The sequence below is a fragment of the Pseudoalteromonas sp. KAN5 genome, from assembly GCF_022846535.1.
GTDB lineage: Bacteria > Pseudomonadota > Gammaproteobacteria > Enterobacterales > Alteromonadaceae > Pseudoalteromonas > Pseudoalteromonas haloplanktis.
Genome location: NZ_AP025589.1, coordinates 1,237,881 through 1,261,879 on the forward strand (window position 1 = coordinate 1,237,881; position 23,999 = coordinate 1,261,879).

At 41.0% G+C, this 23,999-nt stretch carries 21 protein-coding genes and 1 tRNA gene; 16 read left to right on the top strand and 6 right to left on the bottom strand.

From position 1 onward, the window contains the following. Positions 1–118: 118 nt before the first annotated feature. The 7 genes from KAN5_RS05355 (at position 119) to KAN5_RS05385 (ending at position 5,508) form a co-directional block, all read left to right on the top strand. Entirely contained in the window at positions 119–2,080 is a 1,962-nt protein-coding gene (locus KAN5_RS05355; protein WP_244390655.1) for an NADPH-dependent 2,4-dienoyl-CoA reductase, read from the top strand. Between the two features lie 64 nt (positions 2,081–2,144). Continuing rightward, positions 2,145–2,822, top strand: a complete 678-nt coding sequence (locus tag KAN5_RS05360) for a DoxX family protein (protein ID WP_244390656.1) — start codon at positions 2,145–2,147, stop codon at positions 2,820–2,822. A 218-nt stretch (positions 2,823–3,040) separates the two neighbouring features. Beyond that, positions 3,041–3,589 (top strand): NAD(P)H nitroreductase, encoded by a 549-nt coding sequence (locus KAN5_RS05365; RefSeq protein ID WP_244390657.1) that lies wholly within the window; start codon positions 3,041–3,043, stop codon positions 3,587–3,589. 191 nt (positions 3,590–3,780) lie between these two features. Then, positions 3,781–4,158, top strand: coding sequence for a hypothetical protein (locus KAN5_RS05370; RefSeq protein ID WP_016707233.1), 378 nt, complete (start codon positions 3,781–3,783; stop codon positions 4,156–4,158). 101 nt (positions 4,159–4,259) lie between these two features. After that, positions 4,260–4,350 (top strand) — tRNA-Ser (locus KAN5_RS05375). Positions 4,351–4,399: 49 nt separating this feature from the next. Next, on the top strand, positions 4,400–4,786 hold the full coding sequence (locus KAN5_RS05380; protein ID WP_016707232.1) for a hypothetical protein: 387 nt from the start codon (positions 4,400–4,402) through the stop codon (positions 4,784–4,786). Between the two features lie 104 nt (positions 4,787–4,890). Next, positions 4,891–5,508: an FKBP-type peptidyl-prolyl cis-trans isomerase gene (locus KAN5_RS05385; protein WP_064666301.1), complete on the top strand. Its 618-nt coding sequence runs from the start codon at positions 4,891–4,893 to the stop codon at positions 5,506–5,508. A 126-nt stretch (positions 5,509–5,634) separates the two neighbouring features. Here KAN5_RS05385 and KAN5_RS05390 read toward each other — a convergent pair whose 3' ends face one another. Then, entirely contained in the window at positions 5,635–8,025 is a 2,391-nt protein-coding gene (locus KAN5_RS05390) for a TonB-dependent receptor (protein ID WP_244390658.1), read from the bottom strand. Between the two features lie 149 nt (positions 8,026–8,174). On the opposite strand from KAN5_RS05390, the gene KAN5_RS05395 reads away from it, so the two are divergent. Then, the gene (locus KAN5_RS05395; protein ID WP_244390659.1) at positions 8,175–8,702 is read left to right on the top strand and encodes a YaeQ family protein; all 528 of its coding nucleotides are present in this window, start codon (positions 8,175–8,177) and stop codon (positions 8,700–8,702) included. Positions 8,703–8,739: 37 nt separating this feature from the next. Here the strand turns inward: KAN5_RS05395 and yfaE are convergent, their stop codons facing one another. The 5 genes from yfaE to ubiG all read right to left on the bottom strand — a co-directional run bounded on the left by yfaE (position 8,740) and on the right by ubiG (position 14,289). Next, on the bottom strand, positions 8,740–9,012 hold the full coding sequence (gene yfaE, locus KAN5_RS05400; protein WP_016707228.1) for a class I ribonucleotide reductase maintenance protein YfaE: 273 nt from the start codon (positions 9,010–9,012) through the stop codon (positions 8,740–8,742). Next, positions 9,012–10,142, bottom strand: coding sequence for a class Ia ribonucleoside-diphosphate reductase subunit beta (nrdB, locus tag KAN5_RS05405; RefSeq protein ID WP_029216021.1), 1,131 nt, complete (start codon positions 10,140–10,142; stop codon positions 9,012–9,014). The genes yfaE and nrdB overlap by 1 nt, the downstream gene beginning before the upstream one ends. Before the next feature lie 69 nt (positions 10,143–10,211). After that, positions 10,212–12,494, bottom strand: a complete 2,283-nt coding sequence (gene nrdA / locus KAN5_RS05410) for a class 1a ribonucleoside-diphosphate reductase subunit alpha (RefSeq protein WP_016707226.1) — start codon at positions 12,492–12,494, stop codon at positions 10,212–10,214. A gap of 401 nt (positions 12,495–12,895) precedes the next feature. After that, a complete protein-coding gene (locus KAN5_RS05415) occupies positions 12,896–13,579 on the bottom strand; it encodes an HAD-IA family hydrolase (protein WP_244390660.1) in 684 nt (227 codons plus the stop codon). Then, positions 13,579–14,289: a bifunctional 2-polyprenyl-6-hydroxyphenol methylase/3-demethylubiquinol 3-O-methyltransferase UbiG gene (gene ubiG, locus KAN5_RS05420; RefSeq protein WP_244390661.1), complete on the bottom strand. Its 711-nt coding sequence runs from the start codon at positions 14,287–14,289 to the stop codon at positions 13,579–13,581. The genes KAN5_RS05415 and ubiG overlap by 1 nt, the downstream gene beginning before the upstream one ends. A gap of 178 nt (positions 14,290–14,467) precedes the next feature. Between ubiG and gyrA the strand changes: the two genes are divergently transcribed. From gyrA to lapB, 8 genes are all read left to right on the top strand, one after another. Beyond that, on the top strand, positions 14,468–17,164 hold the full coding sequence (gene gyrA, locus KAN5_RS05425) for a DNA topoisomerase (ATP-hydrolyzing) subunit A (RefSeq protein ID WP_244390662.1): 2,697 nt from the start codon (positions 14,468–14,470) through the stop codon (positions 17,162–17,164). A 78-nt stretch (positions 17,165–17,242) separates the two neighbouring features. After that, positions 17,243–18,325 (top strand): 3-phosphoserine/phosphohydroxythreonine transaminase, encoded by a 1,083-nt coding sequence (serC, locus tag KAN5_RS05430; protein ID WP_244390663.1) that lies wholly within the window; start codon positions 17,243–17,245, stop codon positions 18,323–18,325. Continuing rightward, positions 18,325–19,602, top strand: coding sequence for a 3-phosphoshikimate 1-carboxyvinyltransferase (gene aroA, locus KAN5_RS05435; protein WP_244390664.1), 1,278 nt, complete (start codon positions 18,325–18,327; stop codon positions 19,600–19,602). Before serC ends, aroA begins: the two co-directional genes overlap by 1 nt. A gap of 107 nt (positions 19,603–19,709) precedes the next feature. Continuing rightward, entirely contained in the window at positions 19,710–20,420 is a 711-nt protein-coding gene (cmk, locus tag KAN5_RS05440) for a (d)CMP kinase (RefSeq protein WP_016707220.1), read from the top strand. 95 nt (positions 20,421–20,515) lie between these two features. Further along, complete coding sequence (gene rpsA / locus KAN5_RS05445; RefSeq protein WP_029216020.1) at positions 20,516–22,183, top strand: 30S ribosomal protein S1; 1,668 nt, start codon at positions 20,516–20,518, stop codon at positions 22,181–22,183. Positions 22,184–22,245: 62 nt separating this feature from the next. Next, positions 22,246–22,533, top strand: coding sequence for an integration host factor subunit beta (gene ihfB, locus KAN5_RS05450; RefSeq protein ID WP_016707218.1), 288 nt, complete (start codon positions 22,246–22,248; stop codon positions 22,531–22,533). A 21-nt stretch (positions 22,534–22,554) separates the two neighbouring features. Further along, positions 22,555–22,836: a LapA family protein gene (locus tag KAN5_RS05455; protein ID WP_016707217.1), complete on the top strand. Its 282-nt coding sequence runs from the start codon at positions 22,555–22,557 to the stop codon at positions 22,834–22,836. 2 nt (positions 22,837–22,838) lie between these two features. After that, positions 22,839–23,975: a lipopolysaccharide assembly protein LapB gene (gene lapB / locus KAN5_RS05460; protein WP_064666289.1), complete on the top strand. Its 1,137-nt coding sequence runs from the start codon at positions 22,839–22,841 to the stop codon at positions 23,973–23,975. Positions 23,976–23,999 lie beyond the last annotated feature (24 nt).

A 23,999-nucleotide genomic window follows, 5' to 3' on the forward strand; every position in this document is an offset into this window, starting at 1 on the left:
TTATTTACAACGTTAACGGTCAATACCATACATAATTTAGTGCTTTTGTTGCTTATTACTTGCCATTCAAGCAAAATTCGCTAATGTATAGAGGTTAGACCAGTTAACGGGGCAGAGGATGTTAGAACAACAACTACAATTAAAACACACACAATTACGCAATCGCTTAGTGATGGGGTCAATGCACACTGGGCTTGAAGAGGGGTGGCATAATAGAAAACGACTTCGTGCTTTTTATGAAGCACGCGCTAAAGGTGGTACCGCTATGCTTATCACGGGTGGTTATAGTCCTAATCTGCGTGGTAAGTTAACCCCTATTTCATCCTCATTTAACAGCTATTATGATGTAGTTAAACATCGTGCCTACACTGACGTTGTACACCAACATGGCGGAAAGATTTGCTTACAATTATTACACGCTGGTCGTTACGCTTATCATCCATTTAATCAAGCCCCGAGTGCAATAAAAGCGCCTATTAACCCTTATACACCAAAGGCGATGTCTGCTGGTGCAATTAAAAAAACCATTAAAGATTTTGCTCAGTCAGCTTATTTAGCGCAAAAGGCAGGTTATGATGGCGTTGAAGTTATGGGCTCTGAAGGTTATCTGATCAATGAGTTTATGGCGCCACATACCAATAAACGCACAGACGAATACGGGGGAAGTTTAGAAAACCGGATGCGTTTAGCGTTAGACATTGTTAAAGCAGTTCGGGCGAAAGTAGCGAAAGAGTTTTTAATCATCTTTCGTTTATCAGTGATGGATCTGATCCCAAATGGATCAACGCCGCAAGAAGTCACAATTCAAGCTAAAGCGTTAGAGCAGGCTGGTGTTGATATATTTAATACCGGTATTGGTTGGCATGAAGCGCGTGTGCCCACCATTGCCAGTATGGTACCCCCTGGTGCATTTAAAGAAGCATCAAAACGCTTAAAAGAAGTGGTGTCAGTGCCTGTCATTGCGGTAAATAGGATTAACACGCCTGCAATTGCCAATGAAATTTTAACAGCAGGGGATGCAGATTTAATTTCGATGGCACGCCCACTGCTTGCCGATCCTGAGTTTTTTAATAAATACCAATCACAACACAGTGAACAAATTAATATTTGTATCGGCTGTAACCAAGGGTGCTTAGATCATGTATTCAAAGGCAAGCGAGCCACTTGTTTAGTAAACCCTCAAGCGGGCTTTGAATTAGATTACCCGCTTGAACACACGCAAAAAGCTAAAAACGTATTGGTCGTTGGTGCTGGCCCTGCGGGGTTATCAGCGAGCTGCTACTTGGCACAAAAAGGCCATACAGTCACACTGATTGATAAAAACACCGATATGGGCGGTCAGTTTAATTTAGCAATGCGAATCCCAGGCAAAGAAGATTTTAATCACACCCTTCGGTATTTTATAAACGAACTTGAGCGTCTTAAGGTTACAGTAACGCTCAACACTGCATATACAGATAGTATGCTTGATCAATACGATGATGTTGTTTTTGCCACCGGCGTTCGTCCGCGAGAAGCAAACTTTACCTGCGCTGATGGCAAACGGGTTTTTTCTTATGATGAAGTGATCCGTGGTGAGGTTGAATTGGGGCAGTCGATTGCGATTTTAGGTGCCGGTGGCATTGGTTTTGATATGGTTGCTTTTTTAAGTGAGCATAAAAATCAAACTATCACTGAGTTTAAAACCCAGTGGGGTATTGAGTGCGAGCCAACACCGCATAAAGATAGTCGCCAGCTATTTATGCTCAAACGCAGTGCTGGGCGCTTTGGCAGTGACCTTGGCAAAACCACGGGTTGGATACATCGCCAAGTTGCAAAGCAACATGGTGTAAAACAAATTGCTGATTGTCAGTACCATCACTTTGATGCCCAAGGCTTGAAAATTACAGTAGCAGCAGAGCAGCAAGTTTTACCTGTTGACACAGTCATTGCGTGTATCGGCCAAGTGTCTAACAATGAGGTTATGTCCCAATTAACTGAGCATCCAAAAGTACATGTGATTGGTGGGGCTAAGTTAGCGTCAGCAATTGATGCAAAACGAGCTATTTATGAAGCGCTTCAAGTTGCGCGTAAAATTTAGTTGAAATAAACTTTCTGTCGTAGCGGTCTTTGTTTAATACATTTCAAAAGACTAGACTGCTACGATGAATACATTGATCACACTCTATAAAACGTCCCTACAAAAAATGGCCTTGTTTGATGGTCTGCCTGCCTTACTATTTAGATTGATACTCGCGCCTGTTATGATCATCGCGGGTTATAACAAGCTCAATATAAGTGGTGGAGACACGGGCTTTTTTGAATTTTTTCTAGCTTCTCCTGATGTTGTTAGTTGGTTTGGCAATGCTGATTGGGGCTTAGGCTTACCTTTTCCTGACTTACTGGCTTTTTTAGCTGGTTGGAGCGAATTTCTAGGCGGTTGGCTGTTGTTGATTGGTTTATTTACACGCCTAGTGAGTATTCCACTGATGTTTACTATGGTCGTTGCTGCAACCTCTGTACATTGGCACAATGGTTGGTTTGCTATTGCGCCGACTGATCCCGATACCAGTGCTGCTCAAGTACTTGATTGGTTAGCTATTCCCGGTGCTAAAGAAAGCCTCGATAATTCTCGTGAGGTTAAAGATCGCATTGAAAAAATTCGCGATTTAGTTGAAGAGCATGGTTTCCCGGATTACCTATATGAAAAGGGCAAACCCTCCATATTAAATAATGGCATTGAATTTTCAGCCATCTATTTTGCTATGTTACTAAGCTTGTTTTTTACTGGTGGTGGACGCTTTGTGAGTGTGGATCACTGGTTACGAAAAAGGCTCGAATAATCGCGATATTTGTTTGTAAGTTTGCAGCACTCGCTGCAAACTTTCTAACTTTCTAACTTTCTAACTTTCTAACTTTCTAACTTTCTAACTTTCTAACTTTCTAACTTTCTAACTTTCTAACTTTCTAACTTTCTAACTTTCTAACTTTCTAACTTTCTAACTTTCTTAGCGTTCGCTAACAATGTTATGCTAGTTTCTTTTTAAAGTAGAGAATTGCTATGGACGCTATTGAGCTGTTATTAACTCGCCAATCTGATCCCAAATTAAGTTTCCCTGGACCCAATCAAGCACAATTAGACAACATTAAAAAGGCTGCATTAAAAGTTCCCGATCATGGTGGTTTGGCCCCTTGGCAATTTTTTATTGTAGAAGAAACAGGGCGCGATCGCTTGGGTGAGATTTATTATCAAAGTGCGATTGCAGAACAACAAGATGAAAAAACCATCAGTCGTGCTAAAGAGTTACCGCAGCGAGCACCCATGATCATCATTGCCGTGGCAAAGTATCAAGCGCACCCAAAAGTTCCTCGAATTGAACAAATACAAAGCGCAGGTTGTGCGGTGTTTGCAATGCAACAGGCAGCGTTTGCACAAGGGTTGGCTGGTATTTGGCGTACCGGCTACTTTGCGCAAAGTGCTGCAGTAAAGAATGCACTTGGCCTTGCTGAGCAAGATGAAATTGTCGGTTACCTTTATTTAGGCACTGCGGTTGTTGATTGCACTAAGCCTGCACGACATCACGTCGACGATTTTTTCAGTACATTATAAAGTGAACTTCTCAGCGCCATCATAGTCATACTGTATTAAGGTTGCTTTTGTTACCTTTGCTTCGTTATACGTTGGCTGTGAGAAGCGCTAGGATGCGAACAATAATTCTTCTACGGTTTGTTTTTTAATCTGTTGTTTTTTGTTAGTGTATGGAATGTCTTATAACAATAACGATAAAAAAGACGAGAACAATGGGAAATTTATTTTTACGTGAAAAAGAAAAATGGCTAACGTGGTCTCTATGGGGCTTTGTTGGCGCTGCTATCACTCTTTACACGGCTTTTAGCACACAGACTCCTCATTTAATTGCAATGTCATCAATAGGTATTGTTGTTATCTTAGCGTGGTGGATGCAGCGTACCAGACGATTTGATTTTGGCAGGGCATTTAAAGTGTGCTGCTATGTGTTAGTGCTTAGTATTCTACCTGCATTTATATTGGTTTTAGTACCAAGTGATGATCTCAATCGCTATGACTTAATTTTCCAAGGGCTAAGTTTTGTTACTTTTAGCTTACTTGTGTGTCTATTATGCTCGTGGATTGCGAAACGTCCAAAACAGTATTATTAACTTAGTTTTGCTGTTAGTAGCGTCATTATTACAATTAATTTCGGTTTTTTTATTTTAGGACTTTACAACAAGGCGAGTAACCACTATTATCCGCGCCGTACGGAGAGATGGCAGAGTGGTCGAATGCACCGGTCTTGAAAACCGGCATGGGTTTGTAGCCCATCTAGGGTTCAAATCCCTATCTCTCCACCATATTTAAAAAGCCGCCTTATGGGCGGCTTTTTGCTATCTGGAGTTTAGCATGTCAAAACAAAATCAATTAAATACAGCTCAAAGAATACTCAAACATGTATTGTTGTGGAGTGTATTTGGCTATTGTTACCACAGTGCAATTAATTTATTGGTTAAGATGGCTATCGATTCACAACCTGAGCAGGTATTAATGACTGCAATGGCGTATTGCTTAGGCTTTAATATTTTATCAGCCCATTTGATCACCAAATATGATAAGCATTGGCCAGAAGTAGCAGCAATTTATATTGGCCTTTTTGGCTTGTTAGTGGTCCCTGTAATACTCATAGGTCCGCAAGCATTACTGAGTCGTCCACTCCTTGCTGGTATTTTGATCAGTTTACCTATATTTACTTTTGCGGCGCGCTTCATTAAGCGAAAACTCCCTAAAAACTAATCTTAAAGAAGCCCAAAAGGGCTTTTTTTTATGATAGCATAGGCGCGTCTTTTAACTGATACCAAGGTTATTACGCTTGGTATAAACAAAACGTGAAACACATTATGTCAGATAATTTTACTACAGATGCTGAAAAAGCAAGTTACGGTATTGGCTTACAAATGGGTGAGCAACTTAAAGCAAACCCATTCGAAGGTTTAAACTTAAATTCAGTATTTGCAGGCATGAAAGATGCTTATACGGGTGGCGATTTCCAAGTTGAGATCCCTGAGATCCAAGCTGCTTTCGAAAAAATCAACACTGAAATTCAAGCTCGTCGTGAAGAAGAAGCTAAAGTACTCGCAGCTGAAGGTATTGCATTCTTAGAAGAAAATGCAAAGCGTGCTGAAATCACTGTAACTGAGTCAGGTCTTCAATACGAAGTACTTGCAACAGGTGAAGGCGAAAAGCCAACAGCAGAGTCTACAGTGCGTGTTGATTATCACGGTACACTTATCAACGGTACTGTTTTTGATAGCTCTTATGAGCGTGGTCAGCCTGCTGAGTTCCCAGTTGGTGGCGTTATCAAAGGTTGGACTGAAGCATTACAAATGATGCCTGTTGGCACGAAATGGCGTATTTATGTTCCTCATGAGCTTGCTTATGGTGAACGTGGCGCAGGTGCAGCGATTGCACCTTTCTCAACGCTTGTATTTGATGTTGAGTTACACGCTATTCTTTAATAGCTTTTTTATGAGCGTTTTATGCTCATAATAAAAAACCACTCTTAATTATTTAAGAGTGGTTTTTTTATAGTCAATTTTTGATTAACCCAGCCATTATAAACACTGAGTTAATCGTGTAATCGGTTAGAAGTAACCACGAACACCGAGTCTAAAGTTTCGCCCTGGTAATGGCGCTTGATCTTTAATAAAGGAGCTGTGTACAAAACCTAATTCATCAGTGATGTTATCAATATTGATATAAAACTGCGTGTCGACAGGGCCGACAGTTAATTGATAATTTGCTTGTGCATCAAATAAGGTATAACCATCAGTCGCTGTTTCATAAGCTGTAATGTCATTTTGTTCAAAGTAATGAGTGCCAGTTAAGCTAAATTGCCAATCACTTATATTATATTGTAATTCTGATCCTAGCTTATTCGCTGGAATTCGAGGTAAATAACCTTCATCATCGGCAAGTTTTGCTGTGGTTGAATCACCAAATACTTTGACCATTGCATTTGAATTTAATTGATAGTGAGCATCAAATTCAATACCGTATAATTTTGCATCTTTACTAACGAATTGATAAACAGCCATACCATCATCGTGGCCTGGCTCTGCAGCCTCAAGGCCGTGTTCTTCATCAAATACTAAGCCTGTGTTTTGCTGATAGTAAAAGTTTTTAATATCGTTATAGAAAAAATTAACGGTATAACCAAAATCACCGCTAAAGCGTCTAAAACCAAAATCAATATTGGTTGATGTTTCTTGTTTGATATTTTCCGGTTCAAAATGAATTTCACCGTCTTCTACCACATAGCCTAAACCTAGCTCATAAGTGCCAGTGGCAATATGTACACCATTAGAAAGCAGCTCTGCAGATAATGGGGCGCGCTCTGAATGTGATACGCTAAGAGACACGTTTTGGCCCGGTGTATATTGCCAAATAGCACCTGCTGAAGCACTTAGGTTAGTAAAACTTTTACTGTAGGCTGTTACTTCATTTTCGTGTTCATCCGTATGCTCATCTTCATGGTCATGGTCATGGTCATGCGCTGAAGCATCAACATTGCTATCAATGGTATAATCTTCTAAACGCGCACCCAGCTCAAGTGTCACATCGCCAAACTGTTGCTCTTCTAAGATAAACAGTGCATGGGTTGTGGTTTTACTCGCTGGTGTAAATGCTTCTTCACCATCAGCGTCGTAGTCAGATTCACTAAAGTGGTAGCCTGCCATACCATGCCAGTTACCTATTTTATGTTCGACATTAAACCGTGCTTCGGTGGTTTCATTACTAAAGATTGTACCAATTGTACCATCTTCAATTTCTGCATGGCGATAGTCAGTATAACCAAGGCGTAAATTAATGGTTTCAATCCAATTATTATGCAATGCATAACTCATAAGACCTTGCCAACGATCTTGTTCTACGCGTGCATAAATAGCTTCTTCTTCACCTTCTTCATGCTCGTGTTCATGTTCATGTTCATGCTCGTGACTATGCGCTGGAATGCCATAATCTGTTTCTATACGCCCATAAGAGAGACCTAACGTTAAATGCTCCCCCACATAGCTAGTACCAAAGTTAACCGTTTGACTGTCAATAAATGTATTTTCAACTGAGGTTGCTGTTTCATGCTCTTCTTCGTCATGCCCCTCATGATCTTCGTGTTCTTCTTCTGGTAAATTGAAGCGCGGAGTTTGGTAGTCATCACCAGTACGTTTGGTACCATCAAAATGGAAGTTAAAATTATTATGACCTGTTTCTAACTTAGCTGCATAAGTATTCGCGTTTGAAACAGTATCGTGGCTGTATTCTACTGCACCGGTTAATTGATCAATGTTATCAGTAGGAATTCGGTTATCAACCACATTAACAACACCGCCAATTGCACCTGAACCATACAATAACGTCGCAGGGCCTCGCAAAACTTCAATCTGTTCAGCAGCTAGGCTGTCGTTTGATGTTGCGTGATCAGGACCAATTCTTGATGCATCACTGCTGTCTAAACCATTTTGGGTGATTTTAACGCGAGGACCATCTAAGCCACGGATTATCGGGCTTGAAGAGACTGGGCCAAAATAACTCGCATTTACGCCAGGAATGCCTTTTAAGGTTTCACCTAAAGTTGGCTGTGCTTTATTGCGTAGTTCATCGCCGCTAAGTACACTCACCGGTGAAATCATCTCTAAACTATTTTTATGCAGGGCAGAAGCGTAAACCACGACTGTTTCAACTGAAGTTGGAACAAGGGTAATCTGTAATGCTGGACTTGTTTCATTGACTGCAATACGGGCATCAACATAATTGTCTTTACTAATATGCAATTGACTATTAGCGTCGATATTAATACTAAACTGGCCATTATTATCAGTTTTGATTGATTGAGCTTTACCGTGTATATGCACGTCGGCTTGGCTGATCGGTTGGTTTTTATCATCTAGAACTTGGCCTGATACAACCGCGGCATGAGCAGAAAAAGAACTTAGTGCAGTGATAATTGCTGTTGATACTAATGAATGTCGGATCATGGTTACTACATCGTGGCTATTATGTTGTGATATAATATAACACCATCATTTCAGCCAATCAATAATGTTATACCATAACTTTAAAATAAACACATTTTCATTAGTAAGGCTATACTCAAGTAGAAATAATCACTAGTTTGGTGAATGTTATGTCTGATAAAGCCCGGATCTTTAAAGCACGATTTAGCATTGCAGACTTGCGTCAGCAGCGAAATCATCAAGAGGTTTTTACCACCGCGTTAACAAGAAATGAAACGCTCGAGCATTTTGTTTTAAAGCTAGTAGGGTATTGCCTTTTGTCTTACGACAATAATGCGGTGCTAAATAAACTCTCAGATAGACTGCAGCCAGATGTTGGTATACAAGCGTTGGATGATCATTATAAAACATGGTTAAGTGTGGCTCAGCCCAATCTTGATCAGCTTTTTAAAATAGCGAAACAAGTCGACGAATTATTAATTTTATCGACAAGCAATAGTCAGTGGTTAACTGAGTCTGAGTCACGCTTGAAGTTATTTGCAAATAGCCATATTATCGAAATTGATCAACAGTTTGTAGATGATATTCAAATGGACTTAACGCGTAGTTTAAATTGGGATGTTATTATCGATGAGAATAGCTTAATGATCAGTGATAAAGTGCATTGCTATGAAACAAAACAATTTGATTGGCACTAATAGCAATCGACTTAAATATTTTTCTCTACTAGCGGGTTTATTTAAAGCTCAGAGTAATGTCACCATCGGGTTTGCAGCAGCACAGTAGCACTTCTCCGTCACGTACAAACGCAAGCGGCTCTTCATTGTAAATAACTTGTCCTTGGCTAAGTGTTGCGCGACAAGCACCGCAATAGCCTTCTCGGCATTGAAAAGGGATATCATATTGCTGTTGTTCAAGGCAGTCTAAAAGGGAATGGCAGCCAGTGCTAAATTCAACGCACTGGCTGTTATCTGCAAAGTAAACCTTTGCAGTTTTGTTGCTGCTCATTAGAGATCAAAGTCACCAAAGTCAGACGCATCAACTTGCGAATCAATTTGACCAACAAGATAAGAGCTGATCTCAGCTTCTTGTGGGGCAACTTGTACATTGTCAGACACGAGCCATGAGTTGATCCATGGAATAGGGTTGCTGCTGGTTTTGAATTGTGTTGGCAAGCCTACCGCACTCATACGTGCGTTGGTGATGTATTCAACGTATTGACATAAAATGTCTTTGTTTAAGCCAATCATTGAACCATCTTTAAATAAGTATTCTGCCCATTCTTTTTCCTGCTCAGCCGCATCCACAAACATCTTGATTGCTTCATCACGACACTGCGCAGCAACGATAGCCATCTCTGGATCGTCTTTACCATCTTGCATTATGTTAAGAATATGCTGAGTACCTGATAGGTGAAGGGCTTCATCGCGAGCGATAAGCTTGATAATTTTTGCATTACCTTCCATCAATTCACGCTCTGCAAAGGCGAATGAGCAGGCAAAACTGACATAAAAGCGAATTGCTTCAAGAATGTTTACAGACATCATGGCAAGGTATAACAGCTTTTTAAGTTCAAATAAGCTGATATGAACAGTCTCACCATTGAGGGTATGTTTGCCTTCACCATATAAGTTGTAAATAGCGACTTTATTGATCAGCTCATCATAATACTTAGTTACGGCATCAGCACGTTCGCTGATCTTATCGTTACTGACGATGTCATCAAAAATAAGTTCAGGTGATTGCGTTACGTTACGAATGATATGGGTGTACGAGCGACTATGGATTGTTTCACTAAACGCCCATGTTTCAATCCAAGTTTCAAGCTCTGGGATTGATACGATAGGCAGTAGTGCCACATTGGGTGAACGCCCCTGTACACTATCAAGTAAAGTTTGGTATTTTAAGTTACTTAGGAATATATGTTTTTCGTGCTCTGGTAGGGCTTGAAAATCTAAGCGGTCTTTACTCACATCGACTTCTTCAGGACGCCAAAAGAACGACAGTTGTTTTTCAATTAACTTTTCGAAGATAGGGTACTTCTGTTGATCATAACGCGATACGTTAACGGTTTGGCCGAAAAACATCGGTTCTTGTAATTGGTTATTATGGTTTCGACTAAAAGTAGTATAAGACATAAGATCACTCAAAAAACGAACAGGGTAAAGCGGGCGTATAGCCCGCTTCCAATTTATAATTAGTATTGATTAAATTTTACACGCGCCGCCTGCACAATCATCATCTTCCAGCTCCGGTGTATCATCTTGTGCATCTGATGCGCCATCACGGGTGTTGTGATAGTAAAGGGTTTTAACGCCAAGTTTGTATGCACCTAATAAGTCTTGCAGCAATACCTTCATAGGTACTTTACCGCCTTCGAACTTACTTGGATCATAGTTAGTATTTGCAGAGATAGTTTGATCAACAAACTTTTGCATGATACCAACAAGTTCTATGTAACCTTTATTTGATGGGATATCCCACAATAGTTCATAGTTGTCTTTTAAACGCTCATATTCTGGAACAACCTGTTTTAAAATACCATCTTTACTGGCTTTAACACTGATATGGCCGCGAGGTGGCTCAATACCATTGGTTGCATTTGAAATTTGCGATGATGTTTCAGACGGCATTAACGCAGATAACGTTGAATTACGCATACCATGTTCTTTAATATTGGCACGTAACGTATCCCAATCTAAATGCAGTGGTTCATCACAAATTTTATCTAAATCACGCTTGTAAGTATCAGTCGGCATGATCCCTTGTGAATAAGTGGTTTCGTTAAACTTAGGGCAGGCACCACGTTCTTTCGCAAGCTCATTTGACGCTTTCATCAAATAATATTGAATCGCTTCGAACGTTTTATGCGTTAGTGCATTCGCACTGCCATCAGAATAACGCTTACCGTTTTTAGCAAGGTAATAGGCATAGTTGATTACACCTATTCCTAAAGTACGACGACCCATAGTGGCATTTCTTGCCGCAGGAACTGGGTAGTCTTGGAAATCAAGTAAGTTATCTAAGGCGCGTACGGCAAGTTCTGCTAATTCTTCAAGTTCATCAAGAGACTCAATCGCACCTAAGTTAAAGGCTGATAGCGTACACAGGGCGATTTCGCCTTCTTCATCATTTACATTGCTAAGCGGTTTAGTTGGTAAGGCAATTTCTAAACATAAGTTAGATTGACGAATTGGCGCAACTTTAGCGATAAATGGGCTGTGTGTATTACAGTGGTCAACATTTTGTAAATAAATACGCCCGGTGCTAGCACGCTCTTGAGCAAACATTGAGAATAACTCAATCGCTTTAATGCGTTTTTTACGTATTGACTCATCTTGCTCATACTGAACATAAAGGCGGTCAAACTCATCTTGGTCTTCAAAAAATGCGTCGTACAGGCCTGGAACGTCTGATGGGCTAAATAATGTAATGTAATCATCTTTGATCAAACGCGCGTACATTAGCTTATTAAACTGCACACCGTAATCTAAATGACGAACACGGTTATCATCAACCCCACGGTTATTTTTAAGCACTAATAAGTTTTCAACTTCTAAATGCCATAGTGGGTAGAAAAGGGTGGCTGCACCGCCGCGTACACCACCTTGTGAACAGCTCTTAACTGCTGTTTGAAAGTGCTTATAAAAAGGAATACAACCTGTGTGATACGCTTCGCCATTGCGAATAGGGCTGCCAAGTGCACGAATACGACCGGCATTAATACCAATCCCTGCGCGTTGTGATACATATTTAACGATCGCTGAAGACGTGGCATTGATAGAATCTAGGCTGTCACCACACTCAATGAGGACACATGAACTAAATTGACGAGTAGGTGTACGTACCCCCGCCATAATTGGCGTAGGTAGTGAAATCTTAAACATTGATACCGCATCATAAAAACGCTTGATGTAATCTAAACGTGTTTCTTTTGGGTAATCAGAGAATAAACTTGCGGCAACCAGAATATATAAAAACTGTGCGCTTTCATAAATTTCGCCTGTTACGCGGTTTTGCACTAAATATTTGCCTTCAAGCTGCTTAACTGCAGCGTAGCTGAAGTTTAAATCGCGTGCATGATCTAGGTATTCATCGAGTTGATCAATTTCTTGCTCGGTGTAATCGGCAAGTAGGTGAGCATCATAACGCTTATCTTCAACAAGTTTCACGATGTGATCGTATAAGCGTGGCGGCTCAAATTGACCATAGGCTTTTTTGCGTAAATGGAATACGGCTAAACGGGCGGCTAAGTATTGATAATCTGGAGACTCTTTTGAGATCTGATCAGCGGCTGCCTTAATAATCGTTTCATGGATGTCTTCAGTACGAATGCCATCATAAAACTGGATGTGTGATTTTAGCTCAACTTGTGAGACAGACACATTATTTAGACCTTCGGCGGCCCAAGCAATAACGCGATGGATTTTATCTAAATCAAGTGACTCTTTACGGCCGTCACGTTTGCTTACAGATAGCTGTTGGTTCATAGTTTTGCCTGTATTCCTTGGGATATAAAATTTTTTAGTGATACATTTTGCTTAGAATAAATATTTTATTGTCATAAGACTATTCTAGTGCGAATTTAATTGAATAACATTTAGCCACAACATCTGGTGTTCATCAAACTCTGGATCACAAGATAGTGTGGTATGCGATCATTTGCAAGGGGCATAAATGCCCCACATTGTGGATAACTTCGGGATAACACGTTTGTGTTAGTAGCCATTAACCTTTGACCATCTGATTAAAATGAAATTTATAAAAATCAACTCATGATCTATTAAATTTAACCATTTTAAAAATAAATTTAAGCTGCTTTTTTTATCGGCAAACAATGTGCAAAAAATAACACGGTCACAATATATAGTGGTTAATTTTTAGTAAACCACTATATATGGTTAAATGCATCAATAGGTGACTGCCAATTAAAATCAGCTTGCCAGCCCAGTGCTTCCTCTTCACTGGGTATATAGCCCCACAAAGCTGTGGCACTGTGCATGTTCGCTGCTTTAGCTGCAATAATGTCGCGCTCGGCATCACCAATGTACAAGCAGCGGCTTGGATCTACATCTAATAGTTGCGCTGTATGCAGTAAAGGTAACGGTGAGGGTTTTGCCACATTTAAAGTGTCGCCACACACGATTGCCTGTGCATCATTTAGCTCAGTGATTGCGGCGACTAAAGGGGTAGTCAAAAATTCAGGCTTATTGGTCATGATCCCCCATTTGATCTGCTGTTGTTCAAGTGCAATCAATAACTGTGCAATACCTGTGAAACACTGACTATGGGTGGCAATATTATCAGCGTATGAATCAAGTAATTGCTGGCGTAAATCCATTTGTTTAGTTTGGTTATGCCAATGCTGCCCGAATCCCGCTTCGAGTAGAGCCATAGCGCCATTAGAAGCCGCAGGGCGATAGATATGTGAATCTACAGCTGGAAAGTTATGATCTATTAATACGTTATTCAGTGCGGCACCTAAATCATCTGCAGTGTCGAGCAGTGTACCGTCAAGATCAAAAATAAAAGCATCGTAATCAATTGCAGGTGCTGCTGTATTAAACCCAGCCATTACGCAAGTTTCTCAAAGTGGAGAATATAATTAACGCTAACATCGGTATTTAAACTGTATTGCTTTGATAGTGGGTTATAGCTTAGACCAGCACTCGCTCGTACTTTAAGTCCCGCTTGTTCTGCCCATGCAATAAGTTGTGCAGGTTTGATAAATTTTTTGTGATCGTGTGTGCCTTCTGGCACCATCTTCAATAACTTTTCTGCACCAATAATGGCATACAGATACGCTTTGGGGGTTTTATTAAGGGTAGAAAAAAATACATCGGCGCCAGGTTTTGCTAAGGTGGCTACTGCTCGAATGATAGAAGCAGGATCAGGAACATGCTCTAACATTTCCATGCAAGTTATAGTATCAAAGCGAGCAGGGTGCTCAGTAGCGAACTGTTCAGCAGGTACTTTAATATAGTTAACTTTCACACCGGTTTCTAAACTATGTAGTTTAGCAACGGTTAATGGCTCTTGGCCCATATCGATGCCGGTAACGTGTGCGCCCATGCGAGCCATACTTTCACTGAGGATGCCACCTCCACAGCCTACATCCAGCGTTTCTTTATCAAATAAGCCATTGGCTTTATCAGCAATAAAGTCTAAGCGTAATGGGTTAATTTCATGAAGAGGTTTAAACTCTCCTTCGCGGTCCCACCATCGCTCAGCGATGGATTCAAACTTTGCAATTTCTGCACTATCTACATTCTGATGTTCGGTCATAAAAAACTTCCTCGTCAATCTGAGGCCATTATATAGGGGGAAATTAATAAATCGCAAAGATTTAGCGCCTGTAAATTTAAATTAATTGTGGTAGCATGACTTGGTAATAATAACTACATACCCGCAAGCGCCCATATATGGCACTTTGTGGGTATATACTGAAGGAATGTGATATCAAATGACTGATTTCGCCAATGAAATTCTGCCAGTCAATATTGAAGACGAGTTAAAAAACTCCTATTTAGATTACGCAATGAGCGTAATCGTAGGACGAGCACTGCCAGACGTACGTGATGGATTAAAACCTGTTCACCGCCGCGTTTTATTTGCTATGAACGAGCTTAATAATGATTGGAATAAGCCTTACAAAAAATCAGCCCGTGTGGTTGGTGACGTAATTGGTAAATACCATCCCCATGGCGATAGCGCAGTGTACGACACCATTGTACGTATGGCTCAGCCTTTCTCTTTACGTTATATGTTAGTTGACGGCCAAGGTAACTTTGGTTCTGTTGATGGTGATTCTGCAGCAGCAATGCGTTATACCGAAGTTCGTATGGCGAAAATGTCTCATGAGCTATTAGCAGATCTTGAAAAAGAGACGGTTGATTTTGTGCCTAACTATGATGGTACAGAGCAAATTCCTGACGTATTACCAACCAAAGTACCTAACTTATTGGTTAATGGTTCTTCGGGTATTGCCGTAGGTATGGCGACCAACATTCCTCCTCATAACTTAACAGAAGTTGTGAACGGGTGTTTAGCACTCATTCAAAACCCTGAATTGACCATTCACGAATTGATGGAATATATCCCGGGTCCAGATTTCCCAACTGCGGCGATTATTAACGGTAAAAAAGGCATTGAACAAGCCTATTTAACGGGTCGTGGTAAAGTGTACATGCGTGCCCGTGCTGAGATTGAAGTGGATGAGAAAAGTGGTCGTGAAACGATCATTGTTCACGAAATTCCTTATCAAGTTAATAAAGCTCGTTTAATAGAAAAAATTGCTGAGCTTGTTAAAGAGAAGAAGATCGAGGGAATTAGCGCATTACGTGATGAATCAGATAAAGACGGTATGCGTATCGTTATTGAGATCAAACGTGGTGACGTAGGTGAAGTAATCTTAAACAATCTTTATGCACAAACGCAGTTACAAACTGTGTTTGGTATGAATATGGTTGCGCTGATCAACAATCAACCTAAGTGTTTCAACTTAAAAGAAATGCTTGAAGAGTTTATTATTCATCGCCGCGAAGTTGTTACCCGCCGTACGGTATTTGATTTACGTAAAGCCCGTGATCGCGCGCACATGCTTGAAGGTTTAGCAATCGCCCTTGCTAACATCGACCCGATTATCGAGCTTATTCGTAACTCACCTACGCCAGCCGAAGCAAAAGTTGCCTTAGCATCACGTCCGTGGGAATTGGGTAATGTTAAAGCCATGCTTGAGAAAGCGGGCGAAGCCAATGTCGCACGTCCTGATTGGTTAGCTGATGACTTGGGTATTCGTGATGGTCAGTATTATATTTCTGAGCAACAAGCCCAAGCTATCCTAGATTTACGTCTACATAAGCTAACCGGCCTTGAGCATGAAAAGATTCTAAGCGAATACCAAACGTTATTAGATTTAATTGCTGAGCTTTTATATATTCTTGCTTCTCCTGAGCGTTTAATGGAAGTTATTCGCGATGAGCTTGTTGAAATTAAAGAGCAATACGGTGATGAGCGTCGTACAGAAATTAACGCCGCGGCTCACGATATTAGCCTTGAAGACTTGATCACAGAAGAAGATGTAGTCGTAACCTTATCACACGAAGGATATGTGAAGTATCAGCCATTGTCTGATTACGAAGCACAACGTCGTGGTGGTAAAGGTAAGTCAGCAACCAAGATGAAAGATGAAGATTTCATCGAGCGTCTACTGGTTGCGAACACTCACGATACTATTTTATGTTTCTCAACGGCAGGGCGCTTATACTGGCTTAAAGTGTATCAATTACCGCTTGCAAGCCGTGCTGCGCGTGGTAAGCCAATTGTTAACTTATTGCCACTTGAAGCAGATGAACGTATTACTGCAATCTTACCAGTACGTGAGTACGAAGAAGATAAATACATCTTTATGGCAACTGCATTCGGTACGGTTAAGAAAACGCCATTAACTGCATACAGTCGCCAGCGTGCAAGTGGTATTATCGCTGTTAATCTGAATGAAGGTGATAGTCTCATCGGTGTTGATATTACCGATGGTAGCAATGAAATCATGCTATTTACCGATGCAGGTAAAGTGGTACGCTTTAAAGAAGCAGAAGAGTCACCGGTATTAGATGAAAACGGTAACCCAGTACTTGACGAAAACGGTAACCCGGAAATTAAGTTCAAGGGTGTGCGCCAGATGGGCCGTACAGCCACCGGTGTTCGTGGTATCAAGATGGCTGAAGGCCAACGTGTTGTCTCGTTAATTGTACCTAAAACTGATGGTGCTATCTTAACTGTGACTGAAAACGGTTATGGTAAACGTACGCTGCTTGAAGATTACCCATCGAAGAGTCGTGCGACTCAAGGTGTGGTATCAATCAAAGTATCAGAGCGTAACGGCGCCGTTGTTGGTGCAGTACAGGTTGATGAAAACGACGAAATCATGATTATCTCTAATCGTGGTACCCTTGTTCGAACACGTGTTAAAGAAGTTTCTACCGTTGGGCGTAATACTCAAGGTGTTATTTTGATAAGAACTATTGACGAAGAGCAAGTAGTTGGTTTACAACGTATCGAAGAAATTGAAATCGATGAGCTTGAAGCTATTAAAGGCGAAAGCGTCGAAGTAGTCGAAACGGTTAATGATGAAACTGGTGATAATCCACCGGCTGAATAAACTGACCAATAAAAAGCGGCTTCGGCCGCTTTTTTTATGGTTAAAAAACTAAAGTAATTACTGGAATGAGGAAAGGTAATGAATAAATATAATTTTTGTGCGGGTCCTGCTATGTTGCCTCCAGCTGTTATGGAGAAGGCACAAAAAGAATTTCGTGATTGGCAAGATTTAGGTGTCTCGGTGATGGAAATTAGTCACCGCAGTAAAGAGTTTTTGGCTCTTACAGAAAAATGTGAAGCAAGCCTTCGCCGACTCATGAATATTAGTGATGAATTTGAAGTGTTATTTATGCACGGTGGTGGCCGCGGTCAGTTTGCTGCAGTACCGCTAAATTTACATGTCGATAATAAAACCGCCGTGTATTGTGAGAACGGTGTTTGGTCTAAAGGGGCTGTTGACGAAGCAGTTAAATTTACCGCAGTTACTGAGCTTGATGTACGTAATGACACTAGCGAGCAATTTTCTATCAAGCCAGTAAGCGAATGGCAGTTTCCTGCTGATCCGTCATACATCCATTATTGTCCAAATGAAACCATAGACGGCATAGAGGTATTTGATGTACCTAGTCACCCAACTGCACCGATCGTTGCAGATATGTCATCTACCATTTTGTCTCGTGAATTTGATGTTGACCAGTTTGATTTAATTTACGCTGGTGCGCAAAAAAATATTGGCCCATCAGGCCTTGCCATTGTGATCATTCGTAAAACTTTGCTTGAGCGTGAAGGGGTGGCAAAACCAGGTATATTCGATTATGCACTGGAAGTAAAACAAGGCAGCATGTACAACACGCCACCTACGTTTGCTTGGTACTTAGCGGCAGAAGTATTTGAATGGCTTGAGCAAAATGGCGGTGTAAAAGCCATGGAGCAGCAAAATATTGCTAAAGCTGAGTTACTTTATGGCTTTATAGACGAGTCGCCATTTTACAATAATAAAGTGGCAAAGCATTGTCGTTCACGTATGAATGTTCCATTTTGGTTAAACGATGAAAGCTTAAATGCAGCGTTTTTAGCTCAAGCGAAAGAAGCAGGCTTATTGGCCCTTGAAGGCCACCGTATTGTTGGTGGTATGCGTGCAAGTATTTACAACGCCATGCCACTTGAAGGCGTACAAGCGTTAGTTGACTTTATGGCACAGTTTGCCAAGGAGAACAGCTAATGGAACAACTTCGTTTAGAGCCAATTAATAAAGTAAACGGCAGTGTAACGCTACCTGGTTCAAAGAGTCTTTCAAACCGTATCTTATTATTGGCAGCCTTAGCTAAAGGCACTACAGTTGTAGAAAACCTACTCGATAGCGATGACATTCGTCATATGCTAGGTGCACTTAAACAATTAGGTGTACAAGTCAGCCTAAATGACGATAAAACCGTAGCCACAGTACAGGGGGTAGGCGGGCAGTTTTTAACTCCATCTGAACCTTTGTTTTTAGGTAATGCGGGTACTGCATATCGTCCACTTACCGCTGTACTTGCCGCTGTTAAAGGTGAATATGAGTTAATTGGCGAACCGCGTATGGAAGAGCGCCCAATTGGTCATTTAGTTGATGCTCTACAAGCGATCGGTGGTGACGTTCGTTATTTAAAGAATAAAGATTATCCGCCACTTAAGATTGTAGGCGGGCAAATAAACGGCGGCTACGTTGAAATTGATGGCAGTATCTCGAGCCAATTTTTAACTGCATTATTAATGGCAGCCCCGTTATTTAATGGCGATACCAATATCACCATTAAAGGCACTTTAGTTTCAAAACCTTATATTGATATCACGCTAGATGTCATGGCGCGCTTTGGCATTTCGGTTACACACGATGACTATAAAACTTTTACCGTGAAAGGCGCGCAGCAATATCAAGCTGTTGAGCGTATTATGGTTGAAGGAGACGCGTCATCGGCGTCTTATTTTGTTGCGGCAGCTGCAATAGCAGGTGGTGAAATTGAAATTAAAGGCGTTGGTGCAAAATCAGTGCAAGGCGATATCGGGTTTGCCAAAGTGATGGAGCAGGTGGGCGCTAAGATTGATTGGTATGACGAGCGTCTAGTTGTGCGCAAAGGCCAATTGAAAGGTGTTGATATCGATGCTAATGCAATTCCAGATGCGGCCATGACACTTGCAACAGTGGCGTTATTTGCTGATGGTCCAACCGCTATTCGCAATATTTATAATTGGCGCGTAAAAGAAACCGATCGCTTACATGCGATGGCTACAGAACTGCGTAAAGTGGGGGCTGAGGTTGTTGAAGGTGAAGATTTCATCGAAATTACACCGCCTAAGCACTTTAATGACGTGGCAATTGATACCTATGATGATCACCGTATCGCTATGTGTTTTGCCATGGTTGCAGTCGGTGGTAAGCCTATTACCATTAACGATCCAAAATGTACATATAAAACATTTCCGACGTTTTTCAATGTGCTAGCATCGGTCAGTCAATAAGCAACAGGCATTGAAATATAAAAAGTTACATACAAAAAGCGGATCTATTGAAATAAGTAACGTATAATGTCGCAGTTTAATTTTGGTGTGCATTGCAGGAGGTTTAAATGCAGGCGTTATTAATGCCCGTGATCACCGTTGATGGCCCAAGTGGTTCAGGTAAAGGAACTGTTTGTCGCTTGTTAGCCGATAAATTAGGGTGGGATGTACTGGATAGTGGCGCGATTTATCGCGTATTAGCACTAGCAGCACTTCATCACCAAATTGCACTCGACAACGAAGAGGCCTTAGTGCCTTTAGCTGCTAACTTAGATGTGCAGTTTTTAGTTGATAGTCACACTAATACTGGAAAAGTGATTCTAGAAGGTGAAGATGTATCAACCACAATTCGTAATGAAAATGTAGGAGCCGCAGCGTCAAAAGTTGCTGCTTTACCACGGGTAAGAGAAGCATTATTACGTCGTCAGCGTGCATTTCGAACAGAAAATGGTTTAATTGCTGATGGCCGTGATATGGGCACTGTGGTATTCCCAGATGCACCATTAAAAATTTATTTGACCGCCAGCGCGCAAGAGCGTGCGCGTAGGCGATTTGTTGAGTTGAATGAACGCGGTCTTGATGTTACACTAAGTGGTCTATTAGAAGATATTCAAGCTCGTGATGACCGCGATATGAATCGTGCCGTTGCGCCGCTTGTGCCAGCTGATGATGCCATTGAACTCGATACTAGTGAGCTCAATGCCCAGCAAGTGTTTGATAAAGTTATGACTTTAGTAGACGCTGCGATTATCAATGGTAAGCTTCCTAAGCGACGATAAACACATTTTTCGCACCAGCAGGATGCCAGTGCTATTTTAACAACCCCATGCAGCATGGTTGCTTATTGGTATTAATATATGAGACGTATATTCGTATGTCAGAAAATTTTGCGCAGTTATTTGAAGAAAGCTTAAAGGGTTTTGAAGCAGAGCAAGGCTCTATCGTTAAAGGTACAGTAATCTCAATCGAGAACAACATTGTACTTGTAGATGCTGGTCTTAAATCAGAAAGTGCTATCCCTGCAGAGCAGTTCAAAAATGCTGCTGGTGAGCTAGAAGTTGCTGTTGGCGACGAAGTAGATGTTGCACTAGATGCAATCGAAGACGGTTTCGGTGAAACTATCCTTTCTCGTGAGAAAGCGAAGCGTCACGAAGCGTGGATCCGTCTTGAGAAAGCATGTGAAGAGCAAGAGACTGTTACTGGTGTTATCAACGGTAAAGTTAAAGGCGGTTTCACAGTTGAAGTTGATTCAATCCGTGCTTTCCTACCTGGTTCACTTGTTGATGTTCGTCCAGTACGTGACACAACTCACCTTGAAGGCAAAGAGCTTGAGTTTAAAGTAATCAAGCTTGATCAAAAACGTAACAACGTTGTTGTTTCACGTCGTGCAGTTATCGAATCAGAGAACTCACAAGAGCGTGAAGAACTTCTTGCTAACCTTGTTGAAGGTCAAGAAGTTAAAGGTATCGTTAAGAACCTTACTGACTACGGTGCATTCGTTGATCTTGGTGGTGTTGATGGTTTACTACACATCACTGACATGGCGTGGAAGCGTGTTAAGCACCCTTCAGAAATCGTTAATGTTGGCGACGAAATCGCAGTTAAAGTTCTTAAATTCGACAAAGATAAAACTCGTGTATCTCTAGGCCTTAAACAGCTTGGCGAAGATCCATGGGCAGCTATCGCTGGTCGTTACCCAGAAGGTTCTAAACTTTCTGGCCGTGTAACTAACCTTACTGATTACGGTTGCTTCGTAGAAATCGAAGAAGGCGTTGAAGGTCTAGTACACGTTTCTGAAATGGATTGGACTAACAAGAACATCCACCCTTCAAAAGTTGTTTCACTAGGTGACACTGTTGAAGTTATGGTTCTTGAAATCGACGAAGAACGTCGTCGTATTTCTCTTGGTCTTAAGCAATGTATTGCTAATCCTTGGCAAGAATTTGCTCGTCTTCAAAACAAAGGCGACCAAGTTACTGGTAAGATCAAATCAATCACTGACTTCGGTATCTTTATCGGCCTTGACGGTGGTATTGACGGTCTTGTACACCTTTCAGACATTTCTTGGAATACACCTGGCGAAGACGCTGTACGTGAATTCAAGAAAGGCGACGAAATCACTGCTATCGTATTGCAAGTTGACCCAGAGCGTGAACGTATCTCTCTAGGTGTTAAGCAAATCGAAGCTGACCCATTCAATAACTACCTTGATGCAAACAAAAAAGGTGCTATTGTTAAAGGTAAAGTGACTGAAGTTGATGCGAAAGGCGCAACTGTTGAACTTATCGAAGGCGTTGAAGGTTACATCCGTGTAGCTGATATCGCTCAAGAGCGCGTTGAAGATGCAACTACTGTTGTTTCTGTAGGCGACGAGATTGAAGTGAAATATGTTGGTGTTGATCGTAAGAACCGCACTTTAAGCCTTTCAGTTAAAGCTCTTTTCGAAGCAGAAGAGAAAGAAGTACTAGAAAAGCTTAAGAAAGAAGAGCCAGTGTTCGAAAACGCAATGGCAGCTGCATTCGCAAATGCACAAAAAGACTAATTAATCAGTCTTAATTGGAAGGGCAGTGTTGCCCTTCCTTTATCTCTTTTTAAGGAAACGTTATGACTAAGTCAGAATTGATAGAACAATTAGCCGAGCAACATGCACATGTCCCTGTGAAAGATGTTGAAAATGCTGTTAAAGAAATTCTTGAACAAATGGCCGGCTCATTATCAAGCTCAGATCGCATCGAGATCCGTGGCTTTGGTAGTTTCTCATTACACTTTCGTTCACCGCGCACTGGTCGTAACCCTAAGACGGGCGACACTGTTGAGCTTGAAGGTAAGCACGTACCACATTTTAAACCAGGCAAAGAATTACGAGATCGCGTAAACGCGAGTATTGCCTAGTTACTTAGTTGGAGTAGTTACTTGTTTAGGGTATTAAAAATTATCCTGGTAGCAATATGCTTAATTTTTGCATTTGTGCTTGGTTCGCAAAATCCGCAGTTAGTGCAAATCAATTATATTATTGCCAGCAATACTTTACCCCTCGCAATGATAATAAGTATCTGCTTTGCTTTAGGTGTCGCAATTGGTTGTTTTATTAGCTTTAAATTGTTTTCGCAATTGAAGTGGCAAAACTATCGTTTGAAAAAAAAGTTAGCGCCTGAAAAAGACAATAATAAGCTTGTTGCTAATAAAGACACCTAACTATGATTGAGCTTTTGTTTTTACTTTTACCTGTTGCGGCTGGTTATGGCTGGATCATGGGTAAAAACAGTGCTAAAAACCAAGCTCATCAACTTAATCGTCAGATCACCTCTGAATACAGTAAAGGCTTAAAGTTTTTACTTGATAGAGAAGAAGACCAAGGTCTTGAACATCTCATCAATTTGCTTGAAGTTGCAGCAGATTCTGTTGAGCATTATTCAACACTGGCTACAATGTTTCGCCGCCGCGGCGAATTAGATCGCGCAATAAAAATCCACGAGTTACTCCTTAAACACCCAAGCCTTAACGAACAGCAAGCTGCGACTAGCCGCCTTGAACTTGCTGAAGACTATATTATGGCCGGGCTACTTGATGGCGCAGAAGAACACCTTGTTTGGTTAGTTAAAGCAAATCACAGTGATGCGTTAGAGCCGATCCTTAATCTATATTCACAAACGCGTGAATGGGAAAAAGGTATCAATATGTTTGAAGCACACAGCGATTTATTTTCTAAACCGCAACACTTTAAGGCCATCGCTAACTTTTATTGTGAAGCTGCCTTAATCGAAAATGACCCACAAATAATGCGCAAAGCAATAAGCCTCAATCAAAAAGCGATTCGCCCATTATACGAATTAGGTAAGTCTGCATTTGCAAAAGAAGATTACGTAAAAGCGATTTACTACTGGCGAGAGCTGATCTGTAATTTCACTTTTTTTGCGCCCTTGTTTATTGATGACTTAGCGCATAGTTACGAGCAATTAAACTTAACTCACCAATTTCATGAATTACTGCTGCAATTGCTTGATAAAGGCGGTGTACTAATAAAAATAAAACACTGTAAAGCATTACTTGAACAAGGTCATACCGAGCAAGCAATTAAGTTTTTAACCGACAGTTTAAAACGTCAGCCGACTATTCGTGGTTTTAGCTTTTTATTACAGCTATTAGCAAAACAAAATAATGATATTAAAGAAGTGTTAGATCAAATAGATAAATTGGTAACCTCTTATATTGCAACAAAGCCAGATTTTCAGTGCCAACACTGCGGTTTTACTAGCCACACCATTTATTGGGTTTGCCCGTCGTGTAAACATTGGGAAACCATAGTCCCAAGCCGTGGCTTAGACGGTTTTTAATTTTACTTATAATTTCAATTCGTT